Origin of the sequence: Zoogloea sp. (genome assembly GCF_041911615.1) — a bacterium.
Lineage (GTDB): Bacteria > Pseudomonadota > Gammaproteobacteria > Burkholderiales > Rhodocyclaceae > Zoogloea.
Genome location: NZ_JAYROR010000134.1, coordinates 12789 through 27116 on the forward strand (window position 1 = coordinate 12789; position 14328 = coordinate 27116).

Here is a 14328-nt window from a genome sequence, read left to right on the forward strand (position 1 = left end):
CTACCGCCAGGGACGCGCTTCGAGCTCGGTCGGACTGGCGCTGTGGCTGGCGTCGATGGTGCCGTTGTTGCCGCAGTCGAGGTCGAGGCGGATGACGCTGGGTTCCGGGTAGCTGAGGTAGAGCGTGCTGCGTGCCCCTCGCAGCGCGACGGTGCCGGCGCGGATGGCGCCATCCGCACTGGCGATCAGGGCGCGCGGCGTGCTGACGCTGAGGCGACCCGCGAGGGCCGGAAAGCGGAAGTGCGCGTCGTTGGCGAGCGTGGTGACCGTGCTGGCTTCGTGGTCGATGGTGAAGCGCAGGCGCTGGCGCGAAATCTTGAGCCGGCCCACGCTGTCGCGGCGCTCGACGCGGTAATCGAGCCGTTCGGCGCGGAAGTCGACCCGGGTGGTGCTGGCGGCGGTGTCGATGTAGGCCCGGGCGCGTCCGTCGACGCGCGTGCGGCCGGCGAGCGTGGCGAATCCGAGTCCGTGGTAATCGAGCCGCAGGCGGGCGCGGCCGGTGTCGTTGAGATCGCCCCGGTAGCGTTCGAGGCGGTAGGTGACGGTGCCGTCCATGGCGGTGCCGAATTCGTCGCAGCCGTCGAGGCGCACGACGAGCCGCTCGCCGGCCTGCAGCGGGCGGGGGGCGGACTGTCGGCGTTGGATGTCGAACCGCAACGTGCCCCCGTTTGCGCAGTGCCGGGAAAAGCGGGCCGGCAGGCCGGGGCCGGGGTGACCGTCGCCGAGCAGACGGGTGAACAGCGCGAGGCTGAGCCCGGTGAGGTTGGCAGGGGTGCCGCCGGGGAGGCTGGGCGGTGCCTCGCCACCCGAGTGGAACGGCAGGTTCATCGACACCAGGGTGGTACCCATAGCGGCGACGGCGCCCATGTTGGCCGGGGCGATGGCGAGCGATGGGGCCTTGCTTGCGGCTGCGGTGCCGATGCCGTCTCCGACGCACCCGCAGGCGAGAAGGCCGAGGGCGAGGAGAAACCGGGAGCGTTTCATGGCGCAGGTCTTGTTATTCTCTGGACCTGATTGTATTTACAGCCCCCGATTTGCGCATCCGCCAAAAGTTATAGACGCCGACATTTTGGCGCCGTCGCGGGGGTCAGAAAGGCCGATTCAGGCGGCGCGATGCCTTCGGGTCGCGAAACACCAGCGGCCGGGTGATGCCCGGTCGTTCGGCCTCGGCCAGCGCGGCGGTGACGAGGTGGTGATCCGGCGACTTGGGGCACACCGGGTCGGTGGCGTCCGGGTTGCCGGTGAGCATGAAGGCCTGGCAGCGGCAGCCGCCGTGGTCCTTGTCCTTGTCGTCGCAGCTCTGGCAGGTTTCGGGCAGCCAGGCGGTGCCCCGGTAACGGTTGAAGAGCGGTGAGTCGCGCCAGATCCATTCGATGCTGTGCGCGCGCACGTCCGGGAACTCGAGCCCCGGCAGCATCCGCGCGGTGTGGCAGGGCAGGGCGAGGCCATCGGGCGTGACGGCGAGGAAGACTTCGCCCCAGCCGTTCATGCACTTCTTGGGTTTTTCGGACTGGTAGTCCGGCGTCACGAACAGGATGCGCATTCGCTTGCCGAGCTTCTCGCGCCAGCGCGCGGTCGTTGCCTCGGCCGTGGCCAGCTGGGCGGCGGTGGGCATCAGCGCGGCGCGGTTGAGGAAGGCCCAGCCGTGGTACTGGGTGTTGGCGAGCTCGAGGAACTCGGCGCCGATCTCGGCGGCCATCTCGATGATGCGGTCCAGGTGGTCGATGTTGCCCCGGTGGAGCACGCAGTTGATCACCGTGGGGTAGCCGGCAGCCTTGGTGAGGTCGGCCACCTGGCGCTTGAGGTCGAAGGTGCGCGTGTGGGTGATGAGGTCGTTGGCCTCGCGGGTGGCGTCCTGGAAGGAGAGCTGGATGTGGTCGAGCCCGGCTTCCTTGAGCGCGGCGAGGCGTGCCTCGGTAAGGCCCACGCCGGAGGTGATGAGGTTGGTGTAGAAGCCGAGCTTGCGGGCCTCGGCCACCATGATCTCGATGTCGTCCCGCACGAGCGGCTCGCCGCCCGAGATGCCGAACTGCGCCGCGCCCATCGCACGGGCCTGGCGGATCACCGACAGCCAGTCGTCGGTCGAAAGTTCCGGCCCCGTCTGGGCGAAATCCACCGGGTTGTAGCAGAAGCTGCAGTGCAGCGGGCAGCGGTAGGTGACTTCGGCCAGCAGCCAGAGCGGGCCGGGGCGTGCGGTGGCGGCTGGGGGGACGAGCAGGGTTTCCATCACGCGGGGTTCCAGACGATCCAGTTCTGGGCTTCGGCCATCGTCAGGAAAGTCTCCACGTCGGCGGTGAGGCCGCTGGCGTTGAAGGTGGCTTCCAGGTCGGCCACGATCTCGGCCACGCTATGCGTGCCGTCGCAGCGCTTGAGGATTTCGCCGGCGCTCTGGTTGAGCTTGACCATGCCTTCGGGGTAGAGCAGCACGTGGGCCTGCTGCGCCGGTTCCCACTGGAAGCGGTACAGGCGGTGGATGGCGGGGCGGGGGGGGACGTCCATGATCGCTCCTAGAACGGCTTGACGCCGCCTTCGAGGCCGTAGCGCAGGGCCATGGCATCGTTCATCGACCACAGGATGTCGAGCTTGAACTTGAGGATATCCAGCGCTTTCTCCTGCGCGGCGCGGGTCTCGAAGTAGGCGAGGGTGATCGCCAGCCCTTGCTCCACGTCGCGGCGGGCCTGGGTGACGCGGTTGCGGAAATACTGCAGGCCCTCCGATTCGATCCACGGGTAGTGCTCCGGCCAGTTGGCGAGGCGCTGCTTGTGGATGGTCGGGGCGAACAGCTCGGTGAGGCTGGAACACACCGATTCCTGCCACGGGCGCTGGCGGCAGAAGTTGAGGTAGGCGTCGCAGGCGAAGCGCACCGCGGGAATCACGTGGCGCTGGTCGACGATTTCCTCGCGGGAAAGGCCGACGGCTTCGCCGAGGCGAATCCACGCCTCGATGCCGCCCGCATCACTGCCGTGGCCGTCGTGGTCGAGGATGCGCTGGATCCATTCGCGCCGTACCTCGCGGTCCGGGCAGTTGGACATCACCGCCGCGTCCTTCTGGGGAATGATGATCTGGTAGTAGAAGCGGTTGGCCACCCAGCCCTGGATCTGCTCGCGGCTGGCCTTGCCGGTGTTGAGCATCACGTTGAAGGGGTGGTGGATGTGGTACGCCGCGCCCTTGTCGCGCAGCTGTGCTTCAAACTCTTCGGGCGTACAGGGGCGAGGGGCGTTCATCGTTCGATCTCCATGCCGTCGTAAGCCACTTCGATGCCGGCGGCGGCGAGGATGGCCCGCTCCGTCGAGCTTTCGTCGAGGATCGGGTTGGTGTTGTTGATGTGGATGAGGATGCGGCGCACGTGGCGGGGCAGGCGGGCGAGCTGTTCGATCATGCCGCCCGGGCCGCTCTGGGCCAGGTGGCCGATGTCGCGGGCGCGTTTCTTCGAGAGGCCCAGGGCGATCATCTCGTCGTCGGTCCAGAAGGTGCCGTCCACCATCACGCAGTCGGCGGCGCTCATGGCGGCGAACACCGCGTCGTCCACCTCGGCGAGGCCGGGGGCGTAGAACACCCGTCCGCCGGTGGCCGGGTCTTCGATGGTCAGGCCCACGTTGTCGCCGGCGACCGGCGCGTTGCGGTGGGGCGAATACGGCGGCGCGGCGGAGCGCAGCGGCATCGCGTGCCAGGCGAGCGTGGCGGTGCCCTCCGGGTGGAACGGCCGTCCGTCGAGGGGAATCGGCTGGCGGGCCACGCCGCAGTAGTGTTCGAGCAGATGCAGGATCGGGTTGCCGCGGGTCAGGTCTTCGTAGACCGGGTCGGTGGTCCAGATCGGCCACGGGCTGCCTTTCTCGCGCAGCATGTAGAGCCCGGTGGTGTGATCGATCTGGGCGTCGACCAGCACCACGGATTCGATGCCGCAGCCGCGCAAGCCCCCGGCGGGCCAGCTACCGGGAAAATCCTGCAGTTGCTGGAGCAGGTCGGGCGAGGCGTTGACCAGCGTCCAGCGCTGGCCGTCGGCGCTCACCGCGATCGACGACTGGGTGCGACGCGACAACCCCGGCCTGCCGGCGCGCACGCCTTTGCAGTTGGGGCAGTTGCAGTTCCACTGGGGAAAGCCGCCGCCGGCGGCGGAACCGAGAACGCGGATTTTCATGATGTGATCTGGCGGGCTTGCGTCGGGGGCGATTCGTGCGCCCGCGGGCTTCAGTCGAGGCGTCGGCCGTGGTCGGGCGCGCGAATCCGAATCCATCGTCGCCTGCGGGCCGGCGAAAGGCCGGCCCGGGTACGCGGCTTACTTGGCGGCGATGTACATGGTGATTTCGAAACCGAAACGCAGATCGCAGGCTTGGGGGGTGGTCCAGGTCATGTTTTGTCTCCATTCGTCTGTTTGCCGGCGCACCGGAATGGCAGCACCGTGAGACGGATTGTTGCGAAGGACGGCATACTCGCGCCTCACGAAAATCATGATTTGCAGCCCCGCGCGACGATGCCGATCCTGCCCTTCGAAACCTTCCTGCTGCCTGTCGGCGACGGCCACGCGTTGCACGTGGACTGCTTCGGCGCCCCGGCCGGCGAGCCGGTGCTGGTGCTCCACGGCGGGCCTGGCAGCGGCTGCAGTGCGCGTCTCGTCGAGCTGTACGCCCCGGCGCGTCAGCGCATCGTGGCTTTCGATCAGCGCGGTGCGGGGCGTTCGCTGCCGGCGGGCGAAACCCGTGCCAACACCACCGCCGAGCTGATCGCCGATATCGAGCGTCTGCGTACCCGCCTGGGCATCAACCGCTGGCGGGTCACCGGCGGCTCGTGGGGCGCCACGCTGGCGCTGGCGTATGCGGCGGCGCATCGGCAGGCGGTGACGGACGTGGTGGTGCGCAGCAGCTTCCTGCCCGGCGGGGGCAACGTGCGCTGGTTCTTCGAAGGGCTGGCGGCGGTGTGCCCGGCGGCGTGGCGGGCGCTGGCGGACGCCGTCGACGGCGCTGCGCCGGCTGGCGTGTTGAGCGCCCTTGCGGTGCGCCTGCACGACGCCGATCCGGCGGTGGCGCGGGCTGCCGCGCTCGCCTGGGTGCGCTACGAATGCGCGGTGGCCGAGCCGACGTCGCCGCCGCCCACCACCCCGGGGGCGGCGGACCTTGATCGGTTGGTGCGCAAATACCGCCTGCAGGCGCACTACCTGAGCGCCGGCTGCTTCGTCGAGGAAACGGCCTTCCTCGCTGCCTGCGCCGGGCTCGCCGGTGTGCCGGTGACGCTGATCCACGGCTGCCTCGACCGGGTCTGCCCGCCGGCCAATGCCGAACGGCTCCACGCCGCGATTCCCGGCAGCCGGCTGGTGTGGGTCGACGGGTGCGGCCACGAGGCCTTTCACCCGGCGATGGTCGCCGCCTGGCGGTCAGCGCTTGCGCCGGTGGGCTGAGCCGCGCCGGCCGGACGTCATTTCAGTTTGAGGGCGGTACGAAAGCCGGCCGCGTCGAGGGTCCCCGACACGGCCTGAACGCCGCCCCGGGCGTCGAACAGATAGGTGCGCGGCAGCTCGCCGCGCCAGTTGGGGTCGATGGCGTAGGCCAGGGCTTCGGGTACGTCGTCGGCGTAGGCGTAGCGTTCGCCGGGCACGCCGGTCTTGTCGAGTTCGGGTTGGGTGAGGGCGGACGGGCGCTCGGCGGCGACGGTGACGATGCGCAGTCGCGGATGGGTTCGGGCGAGCCCGGCGAGGGTGCGCAGGTTCTGCTTGCAGTAGCTGCAATCCGACGCCCACAGGGCCACCACGGTGGGCTGCGCGGTGTCGCGATGGGCCAGCAGGGCGCGGGCGGCACCGCGGTCGAGCGGGGTGAAGTCGGCGGCCGGGGCCGCGGCGCAAAGCGCCAGCAGGATGGCGGCGAACAGGGTCTTCATGGCAGCGGGTAGAGCTTGAAGCCGGCGTCGGCCTGGCGCCAGAAGGCGAACAGGCGAGCGCCGCGGACGATGGCCCGGGGTTGATCGGTGTTGCCGGTGCTGGCGGCGAGCTCGAGCGGCGTGAAGTGGCGTCCCCCGTCGGTCGAGTGCAAGGCGCGCAGGCGGGTCTGCTCGCCGTCGAATTCCTTCCAGACGATGGCGAGGGCGCCCGCCGCGCTGGCGATGTCGGCATGGGCGGCGCGCGGGCCGCCGACCGGCATCTGGCCGTCGACGCCGTTCGGGGCGAGGCGGCCGTAGAACACGCGGCCCTCGCCGTCGCGCTGGTTGAACCACACCGCGTGGCGGGTGCCGTCGGGGGCCACGACGAGGGATGGCCCCTGGTGGGGGCAGGCGTCCACCTTCCAGTGGTCGAAGGTGGCGCGGGTCACCGTCTCGGGCGTGCCATCGGGGCGCAGGCGGGCCAGCGCGTGGTCGCGCTCGTTGGGCGCGAAGACGTGCCGCCACAGGGCCAGCGGCGCACCGTCCCGGTCGAGGGTGAGGGCGATGCGACAACACTCGCAGGAGTAGTCGGCCACCCGCTGCTCGGGGGCGAAGCTGCGCCCGCCGTCGCCGGATACCGCCGCGTAGATGGCCGCGCCGCGGTAGGGCTGCTTGCGGGCCCGGGCGGCTTCCTGGTCGCGCTTGTCGATCCACAGCACCGTCACGCGGTCGGCGGCGTCCACCACGAGGTTCTGGAAGCGGTGAGTGATCTCGGCGCGATCCCGGTGCACGGTGATCGGCACGTCGAAGGCGTCGGCGCCCCGCTCGCGTCGTGCGAGGCGGATTTCGCCGGTGTATGGGCGGGGCAGGGGGCGGGTCCAGCTGACCAGCAGATCGCCGCCGCGGGTGAAGGCGATGCGCGGCTGGCTGTCGCCGTCGGCGGCGATGGCTTCGGGTTCGGCGTTGACGCGCTGCGGCGTGCTCCAGCTGGCCCCGTCGTCGGCGCTGCGGCTGAGCAGCAGGTGGCCGCCCTCCTTGCTCACCGCGTACAGCTGGCCGTCGGGGCCGAAGGCGACGGCGGTGGCGAGTTCGCTGCGGGCCGGGCGAACGACGTGGGTCGTCGCGTCGTGCTGGGCGGCGTCGTGGGCGAGGGCGGCGGTCGGGACGATTCCGCACCATACGGCAAGTGCCAATGCCCAACCGGGTCCGCGGCGTCGCGAGGAGGCGGGGGCGGCCACTTTTTTTGTCATCGATTATCTCGCGTCAATTTTGTTTTCAATTGGCTGTGTTAATTCGCGTTTCAAAGTCGACCGGGCTGGGTCGAATTGAAATGGTAGCGCTGCGGCAATTCCGCGTCTATTCGGCGTCAGGTTAAGTGAATTAGCAAATCATTATGAATCAGCGGGTTGTCGGGCGTGTCGAGGTATTGTGCGTCGATTTGTCGCAGGTGGGCGATTTGCGCGCAGGACGATAATCCGCGTCGTTCGATTCATTGAATCCCGAATAAGAAAAAATAGGAAAAAGCGTGAAGACACCGATCCGGCCGCTGGCCATGGCTATTGCATTGATTCATTCCCCGTTCGCCCTGGCGGCCGATGCCGGCGCGGAGCGCGAACTGGAAACCGTGACCATCTCGGCGAGCCGCAGCGAGACCAATGTGGAAGAGATGCCCCTGCACACCACGGTCATCGCCCGCGACGAGATCGAGCGCTCGCCCGCCCAGACCCTCGACCAGCTGCTGCGCGGCGTGCCGGGGATGAACTTCTCGGGCGTGCCGGCCAGCCAGTCCGACCCCACCGGCCATCAGACCAAGATGCGGGGCCTCGGCAACGCCAAGGTGCTGGTGCTGCTCGATGGCGTGCCGATCCACGACCCCTTTTACATGACGACCCAGTGGTTCAAGCTGCCGTTGTCGAACATCGAACGCGTCGAGGTGGTGCGCGGCGGCAACTCCAGCCTGTGGGGCAACATGGCGGTGGCGGGCGTGGTCAATGTGGTTACCCGGCGCGCCCGCGACAACGCCGGCGAAGTGACGATGTCGATCGGCAGCCGGGGCACTGCCAATCTCGCCCTGTCCAAGAACTTCGCGGTGTCCGAGGCCCTGAGCTTTCACCTCGCCGCCGACCTGTATCACACCGATGGCTACCAGACCACGCCGTCCGAATACCTGTGGCGCTTTCCCGGCAAGGGCGCGGTGCGTGCCGATAACCGCAACCTGCAGCTCACCACCTACTTCAAGCCCGCGTCCGACCTCTCGGGTTTCGTACGCGTGGGCTACCACGTGCAGGACCAGGACATCAGCTACGAGAACGGCAGCAACGTGCAGCGCAGCCCCGACTTCGCTGCCAACCTCACCAAGGCGCTCGGCGCCGGCAGCAGCCTCACCGCCAACGCCTGGGCCCAGTACGTGCGTTTCGAGAAGTACAACGGCAGCACCTGCTACTACCAGGGCGGCACCAGTTGCGTGAACAGCAACAGCGCCAGCCTCACCCCGGCGGCGGTGAACGACCATGTCGTCGAGTTCTACACCCAGTACGGCCACCAGCGTTACCGGGAGCAGGGCGCCTCGTTGATCTACAGCCAGCGGCTCGCCGGGCGATGGACCGGCTTCGAGGCCGGCATCGACTACCGCGCCCTCAAGGCCGAGGACACCGAGCGCTTCTACACCACGCCCACGTCGCCCGCCGTGCCCCAGGGCAACTTCAACAGCAGCACCTTCGGCGAAGGCCGCCAGACCTTCGCCGGCCTGTTCGGGCAGACCCGCGTCTTCCCCATCGATCCGCTCGAAGTCACCCTCAGCGCCCGCTTCGACACCTGGCGCATCAGCGATCGGGCCAACACCCGCAGCACTGCCGCAGGCGTCACCACCGGGGGCGAACTGCCGGCCAGCGACAAGAGCGCCTTCAACCCCAGCCTCGCGCTGCGCTACGAACTCACCGATGCGGCCTCCCTGCGCGCCGCTGCCTACAAGGCCTTCCGCGCGCCGGGCTTCAACAACCTCACGCGCACCTTCGGCACCGGCACCAGCACCACCATCGCCAACCCCGACCTCGCCCCCGAAACCCTCACCGGCTGGGAGCTGGGCGGCGACTACCGCAAGGGCCCGCTGAGCCTGTCGGCCACGTATTTCATGTACGACATCAAGGACATGATCGCCACTTACACCGCCAAGGCCGGCAGCGCCCCGGCCCAGGTGCAGCTCATCTGCGGCGGCCCGGCGCTGCCCGGCTGCGGCGGCTCGGCCAAGTACTACACCAACGATCAGGACGGCCGCGCCCACGGCGTCGAACTCACCGGTAACTGGCGCATCCGCCACGACCTCAGCCTCGATGCCTGGTACACCCGCACCGAAACCTACCTCACCCGCCACGGCAACATCGTCACCGACCCGGTGGGCGTGCAACTCGTCGCCGTGCCCAAGGATCTCGCCAGCATCGGCGTCAATTGGCGTCCGCTCGAAAAACTGCGCACCTTCGCCGAAGTGCGCTACATCGGCGCCATGCTCCTCGACACCACCAGCACCAACGGCACGACGCGCTTCGGCCAGGGCAGCAACACCGTCGTCAACGCCAGCGCCACCTGGGCCTGGAGCCCTGCGGTGGATGTCTTCGGCAGCGTGGTCAACCTCTTCGATCGGGCCTACTCCGAAAACGCCTACGCCTACAACCAGCCCTACAACCGCAGCCTGTCGCAGCCGCGCGCCCTCAGCGCCGGTCTGCGGATGCGTTTCTGAGGGGGCGTCCGCGGGACTTGATTCGGGTCAATGAGCCCGCGCGGGGCGGCGGCATACCATCCCGTCACCCCATTCAGTCACGAGAAATGTCATGTCCATCAAGAAAGTCCTGCCCCTGATCCTCGTTGGTCTGCTCGCCGCCTGCGGCAAGTCCGAAGCGCCCAAGACCGAAGCGGCGGCCGCCGCGCCTGCGCCGGTGGCCGCCGCGCCGGCGCCCGCACCGGCCGCCGATGCCACCGCCGACGGTGGCAAGGGCGCCGAACTGTTCAAGAAAACCTGTGCCATGTGCCACCAGACCGGCGTGGCCGGCGCGCCCAAGCTCGGCGACAAGGCCGACTGGGGCCCGCGCATCGCCCAGGGCAAGGACACGCTCTACAAGCACGCCACCGAAGGCTTCAACGGCAACAAGGGCGCCATGCCGCCGAAGGGTGGCAACCCCGCCCTGCAGGACGACGAGATCAAGGCGATCGTCGACTTCATGGTCAGCAAGGCCGAATAAGCCGCGCCGCGATCACCCCAAGCGCGTTCCTCCCAACGCGCCGCCCGGCCCGCAAGGGTCGGGCTTTTTTTCGTCCGCCACGGGCTATGCTGATAGCAGCAGGGCGGTGGCCGCCAGGCAGCGCCCGAACACCGCGTTCGAAGGGAGATCGTCATGGAAATCAGCGCATCGGTCGGCGCCTGGGACAAAGGCGCCCGCAACAACCCCGCAGATGTCACCGTCGTCCAGCAACGGCTCACCCAGGCCGCCACGCAGCTCGGCCGGCCCGAGATCGATCCGGGCGGGGTGGATGGCGGCATCCTCAAGCCGCCGCGCGTTTCTGGCACCGTCAAGGCGATCCGCGCGTTTCAGGCGCTCTCGGGGCTCGCCGTCGACGGCCGCATCGACCCCGGCGGCAGAACCTGGCAGCGTCTCGCGGCGGTGGTGGCCGGCAGCATCAGCGTGCCGCCGGCGGGCGATTCGTGCTTTCCGTTCGACAAGCCCGCCACCGCCGACTGGACCCACGCGCCGCGCGCCTTCGGTGCCAACCGCAGCGGCGGCACCCGCGCCCACGCCGGCTGCGACCTCTACGCGCCGGTGGGGCGCACGATCTTCGCCGTGCGCGACGGCACCGTGCTGCGCGCCCCCTACGCCTTCTATGCCGAGACCGACGCCCTCGAGATCGACCACGGCGATTTCGTGCTGCGCTACGGCGAAATTCAGCCCGGCTGCGCCCTGCGCAAGGGCGACGCGGTGCGCAAGGGGCAGCCCATCGCCCGGGTCGGCCAACTGGTCGGCATCGCGGTGCCGAGCGCCATGCTGCATCTGGAAATGTACCGGGGCGACGTGGCCGGCGGGCTCACCCAGCCCGCGTCGAGTGCCGCCCGGCGTGCGGATGGCGTATCGTTCAACCGTCGCGCCGATCTCATCGACCCGACACCCTTCCTCAACGACTGGAAAACGAGACTCGCCAACGCATGATGCTTCGTTTCAACCGGCTGGCGGCAGGGGTGGCCGTCGGCCTCGCCTGCGTCACCCCCTCCACCCACGCCGGCACCCGCCTGTGCGAAGCCGGCCCGCCGATCGTCGATGGACAGCCCGCCCCGGTGTGGGAGGGCGATTTCGACGGCGACGGCAAGCCCGACCGCCTTTGGGTGCGCCCGCCGGGCACGCCGCTCGGTTTCGTCGAGATGGCCGCCGATCCGTGGACCGGCTTCCGGCGCCGTTACAACATCCGCGAAGCCGCCCTCATCGTCGCCCACGGCCACCGCTGCAGCGTGATCCAGCACCCGCGTTTCTTCTCCACCCCGATCTGGGAGGCCGCGGACAAGCCGATCAAGGTGCTCCACCGCAGCGATCCCGCCATCCGCGACTGGCCGCGCCTCAGCCGACGCTGGCGCGGCGACGGCGTGCTGCTGGGCACCGAGGCCGGCATCGACGAACTCCTGCTGTGGGACGGGCGACGCTGGCGCATCGCCCGCAGCGGGGACACCCCCTGAGCCAGAGCGGCCCCCCGCGGGGGGCTTACTCGCGGCCGCGTCCGCCGAAGCGGCGGTGGGGGCCGCGGCGGCGTTGTTCTTCCTCGCTCTGCTTGGGCTTGGGCATCAGCAGGTTCTTGCCGCCCTGGCTGGCGTTGGCCGCGTGGGCCGCCATCGCCGCCTCGAACTGCTCGGCGCTCACCGGGATCGAAGCGGTCTTGTCGGCCGGGGCGTATTCGGCCAGGCGCTCGCGCACCAGAAACACCCGCTCGGCCGTATCGGCCTTCTTGGGCAGCCCCTCGCCCAGCGCCTGGGCCGCCGGCGTCAACGCGTAACCGCCATCCACCGCCACCATCAGATCGTGGGTGGCAAAACGGCGGAAGGATTCCGCCCAAAGGTTGCCTGAAGTGACCGGGCAGCCCAGCACATCCGCCGCCGCGACGATCTCCACCAGCTCGGCCGGGCGCCGTTTGGAAGCAATCAGGGTAGCCAGCAGCAGCTGGGCGTCGATGTCGTTGATGGGGTACATGATTGGGCCTTTGTGGGCGAGTTGTTCTAGGCTCCCGAAGCCGGGCAAGGCCCGGCCCGCCTCCGACGGAGGCCAGGAAACGCGGCAATCCCCGGCGTTTCCCCGTGAGCGGTAAGGGCCGACATGATGCCTGAAGGCGCCGCCGAGGGCACGGATTGCGTGGCGACAAAGCCCCTGATCGACCCACGAAAAAGGGGCAGGGCGCCCGCCACACCCCCTCGCGCCGCCGCGAGCGCAGCAAAAGCCCCCGCACCCCCGCCGCCACGCCCGCCAACCCCGCGTTTGCCGCCTCACGGCCTTTGATCCTGCCGCCCGATCCTTCGTCGCGCCACCCGACATCGTCTGCCGGCCCACGGATCAAGGCGATCAAACCATCGCAGAAAGCAGTGCACGACCCAACAGACGATGTTGACGGGCGAAACCCTTATGTTGGGTCGTCAACCTAAACAGTGCACCGCCCTAACCCTTTAGTTGACGACTCAACATAAAGGTTAGGGCCGTCAACAAGAACAGTGCACGGCCCAACATCAAGGTTGCAGCGGTCAACATAAGGGTAGCGCAGGCCAACATGAAGGTTTGCACCTCCAACATCAAGACAGCCCCCGCCGCCCGGGGAGTGTCAGTAATTTTGTGTTCAAGGCGAATTTCGATTGATCCTGGCCATGGCCGGGATCAATCGGCGGTTCTCATTTTGTCACCGCCGGAATGAAGCGCTCGCCGTACAGGATGGCGAACTGATTCATCGCCGCCCTCCAGCGCAGCATCGGCTTTTTCCAGTCGGCCGTGATGTTGCGTAGCGCCAGCCAGATCAGCTTGGTGGCCGCCTCGTCGGTCGGGAAGTGGCCCCGCGTCTTGATGATCTTGCGGATCCCGGCGTTGAGGCTCTCGATGGCGTTGGTGGTGTAGATCACCCGGCGCACTTCCGGCGGAAACGCGAAGAATGGGATCACCTGCTCCCACGCCCGGCGCCACGCCGCGGCCACCGTCGGGAAGCGCTGGCCCCATTCTCCTTCGGCAAACGCCTCCAGCGCCGCTTCGGCCGCCTCGGCGCTCACCGCCTGGTAGATGGGCTTGAGGGCATCGGCAAGCGCCTTGCGCTCCCTGTAGCCCGCGTAGCTCAGACTGTTGCGCAGCAGGTGCACGATGCACGTCTGCAGCGTCGTGCGCGGATACACCGCCTCCAGCGCCTCAGCCATCCCCTTGAGCCCGTCGGTGACGGCGATCAGGATGTCCTCGCAACCGCGCAGCTTCAGATCGTTGAAGACCTTGAGCCAGAACTTCGCCCCTTCGGTCTGCTCGATCCACAGCCCGAGGATCTCCCGGCTGCCGTCGGCCCGCACGCCCAGCGCCAGAAACACAGCCTTGCTGCGCACCACTGCGTCCTCGCGGATCTTGACCCGCAGCGCGTCGAAGAACACCACCGGATACACCGCCTCCAGGGGCCGGCCCTGCCACTCGCGCACTTCCTCCATCACCGCTTCGGTGACCTGGCTGATGAAGTCCGGCGACACCTCCGTGTTGTACATCTGCACCAGAAACGCCTGGATCTCCCGCACGCTCATCCCGCGGGCGTACATGGCGATGATCTTGTCGTCGAAGCCGGTGAAGCGTCGCTCGTGCTTGCCGATCAGCTGCGGCGCGAACTGCCCAGCCCGGTCCCGCGGGATGTCGATGCGCAGTGGCCCGTCGTCGGTGAGCACCGTCTTGCCGCTCGTGCCGTTGCGCTGGTTGGCGCTCGATTCGGGCTTGTCCTCGCCTTCGGCGTAGCCCAGGTGATGGCTCAGCTCGGCCTGAAGCGCCCGCTCGATCAAGGCTTTCTTGATCCCGCGCATCACGTCCTCCACCGCCCCCGCCGTCATCGGGCCCGTCACCACCTGATCGAGCCACTGCTGCGCGCCTTCCGGCAACGCTGCTACAGGCGGCAGCGGTAACTTCTGTTTCTTCCTTGGCATAACCATTCCTTTCCGGGACTTCGTTATGCCTCAAACACAAAAATTCGGACAGGCTCGATTCCGAGCGGCCGATTGCCCTTGGTGTCAATTTCGACAAGGGAGTCTATGTAGTACGTCAATTGACACCAACTTCCGCTCAACGCCCGCCACCCAAATCTCCTTAGCAGACCCTAGCAGGTTGATGCAAAACCCAGTGAACGATCCGACCACCCGCCTGTCCTAGCCGTACCCCCGAACCCCAGGCACAGCAACGATGCGCGGCGAAGTCGATCCCCAGTCCTCGATGTTTCACTACTTCTCGGTCGAATCCC

Annotated in this window: 15 protein-coding genes; 5 read left to right on the forward strand and 10 right to left on the reverse strand. The window is 68.3% G+C overall.

Going from position 1 to position 14328, the window contains the following annotated elements; all coding sequences use genetic code 11:
- From ACE3P2_RS17760 to pqqA, 6 genes are all read right to left on the reverse strand, one after another.
- The gene (locus ACE3P2_RS17760) at positions 1-984 is read right to left on the reverse strand and encodes a hypothetical protein (RefSeq protein WP_374266919.1); all 984 of its coding nucleotides are present in this window, start codon (positions 982-984) and stop codon (positions 1-3) included.
- Between the two features lie 103 nt (positions 985-1087).
- Entirely contained in the window at positions 1088-2227 is a 1140-nt protein-coding gene (gene pqqE / locus ACE3P2_RS17765) for a pyrroloquinoline quinone biosynthesis protein PqqE (RefSeq protein WP_374266921.1), read from the reverse strand.
- Positions 2227-2499 carry a pyrroloquinoline quinone biosynthesis peptide chaperone PqqD gene (pqqD, locus tag ACE3P2_RS17770; protein WP_374266923.1) on the reverse strand — a complete coding sequence of 91 codons (273 nt, stop codon included), beginning with the start codon at positions 2497-2499 and terminating at the stop codon, positions 2227-2229. Before pqqD ends, pqqE begins: the two co-directional genes overlap by 1 nt.
- 8 nt (positions 2500-2507) lie before the next feature.
- Positions 2508-3224 (reverse strand): pyrroloquinoline-quinone synthase PqqC, encoded by a 717-nt coding sequence (pqqC, locus tag ACE3P2_RS17775; protein ID WP_374266925.1) that lies wholly within the window; start codon positions 3222-3224, stop codon positions 2508-2510.
- On the reverse strand, positions 3221-4138 hold the full coding sequence (gene pqqB, locus ACE3P2_RS17780; RefSeq protein WP_374266927.1) for a pyrroloquinoline quinone biosynthesis protein PqqB: 918 nt from the start codon (positions 4136-4138) through the stop codon (positions 3221-3223). The genes pqqC and pqqB overlap by 4 nt, the downstream gene beginning before the upstream one ends.
- Positions 4139-4276: 138 nt before the next feature.
- Complete coding sequence (gene pqqA / locus ACE3P2_RS17785) at positions 4277-4351, reverse strand: pyrroloquinoline quinone precursor peptide PqqA (RefSeq protein ID WP_139379539.1); 75 nt, start codon at positions 4349-4351, stop codon at positions 4277-4279.
- A 120-nt stretch (positions 4352-4471) separates the two neighbouring features.
- Here pqqA and ACE3P2_RS17790 point away from each other — a divergent pair, with 120 nt between their 5' ends.
- Complete coding sequence (locus ACE3P2_RS17790; protein ID WP_374266929.1) at positions 4472-5392, forward strand: alpha/beta fold hydrolase; 921 nt, start codon at positions 4472-4474, stop codon at positions 5390-5392.
- Positions 5393-5409: 17 nt separating this feature from the next.
- On the opposite strand, the gene ACE3P2_RS17795 is transcribed toward ACE3P2_RS17790, so the two are convergent.
- Positions 5410-5868, reverse strand: coding sequence for a TlpA family protein disulfide reductase (locus ACE3P2_RS17795; protein WP_374266931.1), 459 nt, complete (start codon positions 5866-5868; stop codon positions 5410-5412).
- Positions 5865-7040: an exo-alpha-sialidase gene (locus tag ACE3P2_RS17800; protein WP_374266933.1), complete on the reverse strand. Its 1176-nt coding sequence runs from the start codon at positions 7038-7040 to the stop codon at positions 5865-5867. Before ACE3P2_RS17800 ends, ACE3P2_RS17795 begins: the two co-directional genes overlap by 4 nt.
- 332 nt (positions 7041-7372) lie before the next feature.
- Between ACE3P2_RS17800 and ACE3P2_RS17805 the strand changes: the two genes are divergently transcribed.
- From ACE3P2_RS17805 to ACE3P2_RS17820, 4 genes are all read left to right on the forward strand, one after another.
- Positions 7373-9580: a TonB-dependent receptor gene (locus tag ACE3P2_RS17805; RefSeq protein ID WP_374266935.1), complete on the forward strand. Its 2208-nt coding sequence runs from the start codon at positions 7373-7375 to the stop codon at positions 9578-9580.
- 91 nt (positions 9581-9671) lie between these two features.
- A complete protein-coding gene (locus tag ACE3P2_RS17810) occupies positions 9672-10079 on the forward strand; it encodes a cytochrome c5 family protein (protein ID WP_374266937.1) in 408 nt (135 codons plus the stop codon).
- 153 nt (positions 10080-10232) lie between these two features.
- On the forward strand, positions 10233-11039 hold the full coding sequence (locus tag ACE3P2_RS17815) for a M23 family metallopeptidase (RefSeq protein WP_374266939.1): 807 nt from the start codon (positions 10233-10235) through the stop codon (positions 11037-11039).
- Positions 11036-11557 carry a hypothetical protein gene (locus ACE3P2_RS17820; protein WP_374266941.1) on the forward strand — a complete coding sequence of 174 codons (522 nt, stop codon included), beginning with the start codon at positions 11036-11038 and terminating at the stop codon, positions 11555-11557. The genes ACE3P2_RS17815 and ACE3P2_RS17820 overlap by 4 nt, the downstream gene beginning before the upstream one ends.
- A 25-nt stretch (positions 11558-11582) precedes the next feature.
- On the opposite strand, the gene ACE3P2_RS17825 is transcribed toward ACE3P2_RS17820, so the two are convergent.
- Positions 11583-12065: a hypothetical protein gene (locus ACE3P2_RS17825; protein WP_374266943.1), complete on the reverse strand. Its 483-nt coding sequence runs from the start codon at positions 12063-12065 to the stop codon at positions 11583-11585.
- Between the two features lie 686 nt (positions 12066-12751).
- The gene (locus ACE3P2_RS17830; RefSeq protein ID WP_374266945.1) at positions 12752-14017 is read right to left on the reverse strand and encodes an IS256 family transposase; all 1266 of its coding nucleotides are present in this window, start codon (positions 14015-14017) and stop codon (positions 12752-12754) included.
- Positions 14018-14328 lie beyond the last annotated feature (311 nt).

What these genes read in the sequence shown, in the direction of transcription:
- ACE3P2_RS17760 (WP_374266919.1), bottom strand. Translation starts at nt 984, where the DNA reads ATGAAACGCTCCCGGTTTCTCCTCGCCCTCGGCCTTCTCGCCTGCGGG.
- pqqE (WP_374266921.1), bottom strand. Translation starts at nt 2,227, where the DNA reads ATGGAAACCCTGCTCGTCCCCCCAGCCGCCACCGCACGCCCCGGCCCG.
- pqqD (WP_374266923.1), bottom strand. Translation starts at nt 2,499, where the DNA reads ATGGACGTCCCCCCCCGCCCCGCCATCCACCGCCTGTACCGCTTCCAG.
- pqqC (WP_374266925.1), bottom strand. Translation starts at nt 3,224, where the DNA reads ATGAACGCCCCTCGCCCCTGTACGCCCGAAGAGTTTGAAGCACAGCTG.
- pqqB (WP_374266927.1), bottom strand. Translation starts at nt 4,138, where the DNA reads ATGAAAATCCGCGTTCTCGGTTCCGCCGCCGGCGGCGGCTTTCCCCAG.
- ACE3P2_RS17790 (WP_374266929.1), top strand. Translation starts at nt 4,472, where the DNA reads ATGCCGATCCTGCCCTTCGAAACCTTCCTGCTGCCTGTCGGCGACGGC.
- ACE3P2_RS17795 (WP_374266931.1), bottom strand. Translation starts at nt 5,868, where the DNA reads ATGAAGACCCTGTTCGCCGCCATCCTGCTGGCGCTTTGCGCCGCGGCC.
- ACE3P2_RS17810 (WP_374266937.1), top strand. Translation starts at nt 9,672, where the DNA reads ATGTCCATCAAGAAAGTCCTGCCCCTGATCCTCGTTGGTCTGCTCGCC.
- ACE3P2_RS17815 (WP_374266939.1), top strand. Translation starts at nt 10,233, where the DNA reads ATGGAAATCAGCGCATCGGTCGGCGCCTGGGACAAAGGCGCCCGCAAC.
- ACE3P2_RS17820 (WP_374266941.1), top strand. Translation starts at nt 11,036, where the DNA reads ATGATGCTTCGTTTCAACCGGCTGGCGGCAGGGGTGGCCGTCGGCCTC.
- ACE3P2_RS17825 (WP_374266943.1), bottom strand. Translation starts at nt 12,065, where the DNA reads ATGTACCCCATCAACGACATCGACGCCCAGCTGCTGCTGGCTACCCTG.
- ACE3P2_RS17830 (WP_374266945.1), bottom strand. Translation starts at nt 14,017, where the DNA reads ATGCCAAGGAAGAAACAGAAGTTACCGCTGCCGCCTGTAGCAGCGTTG.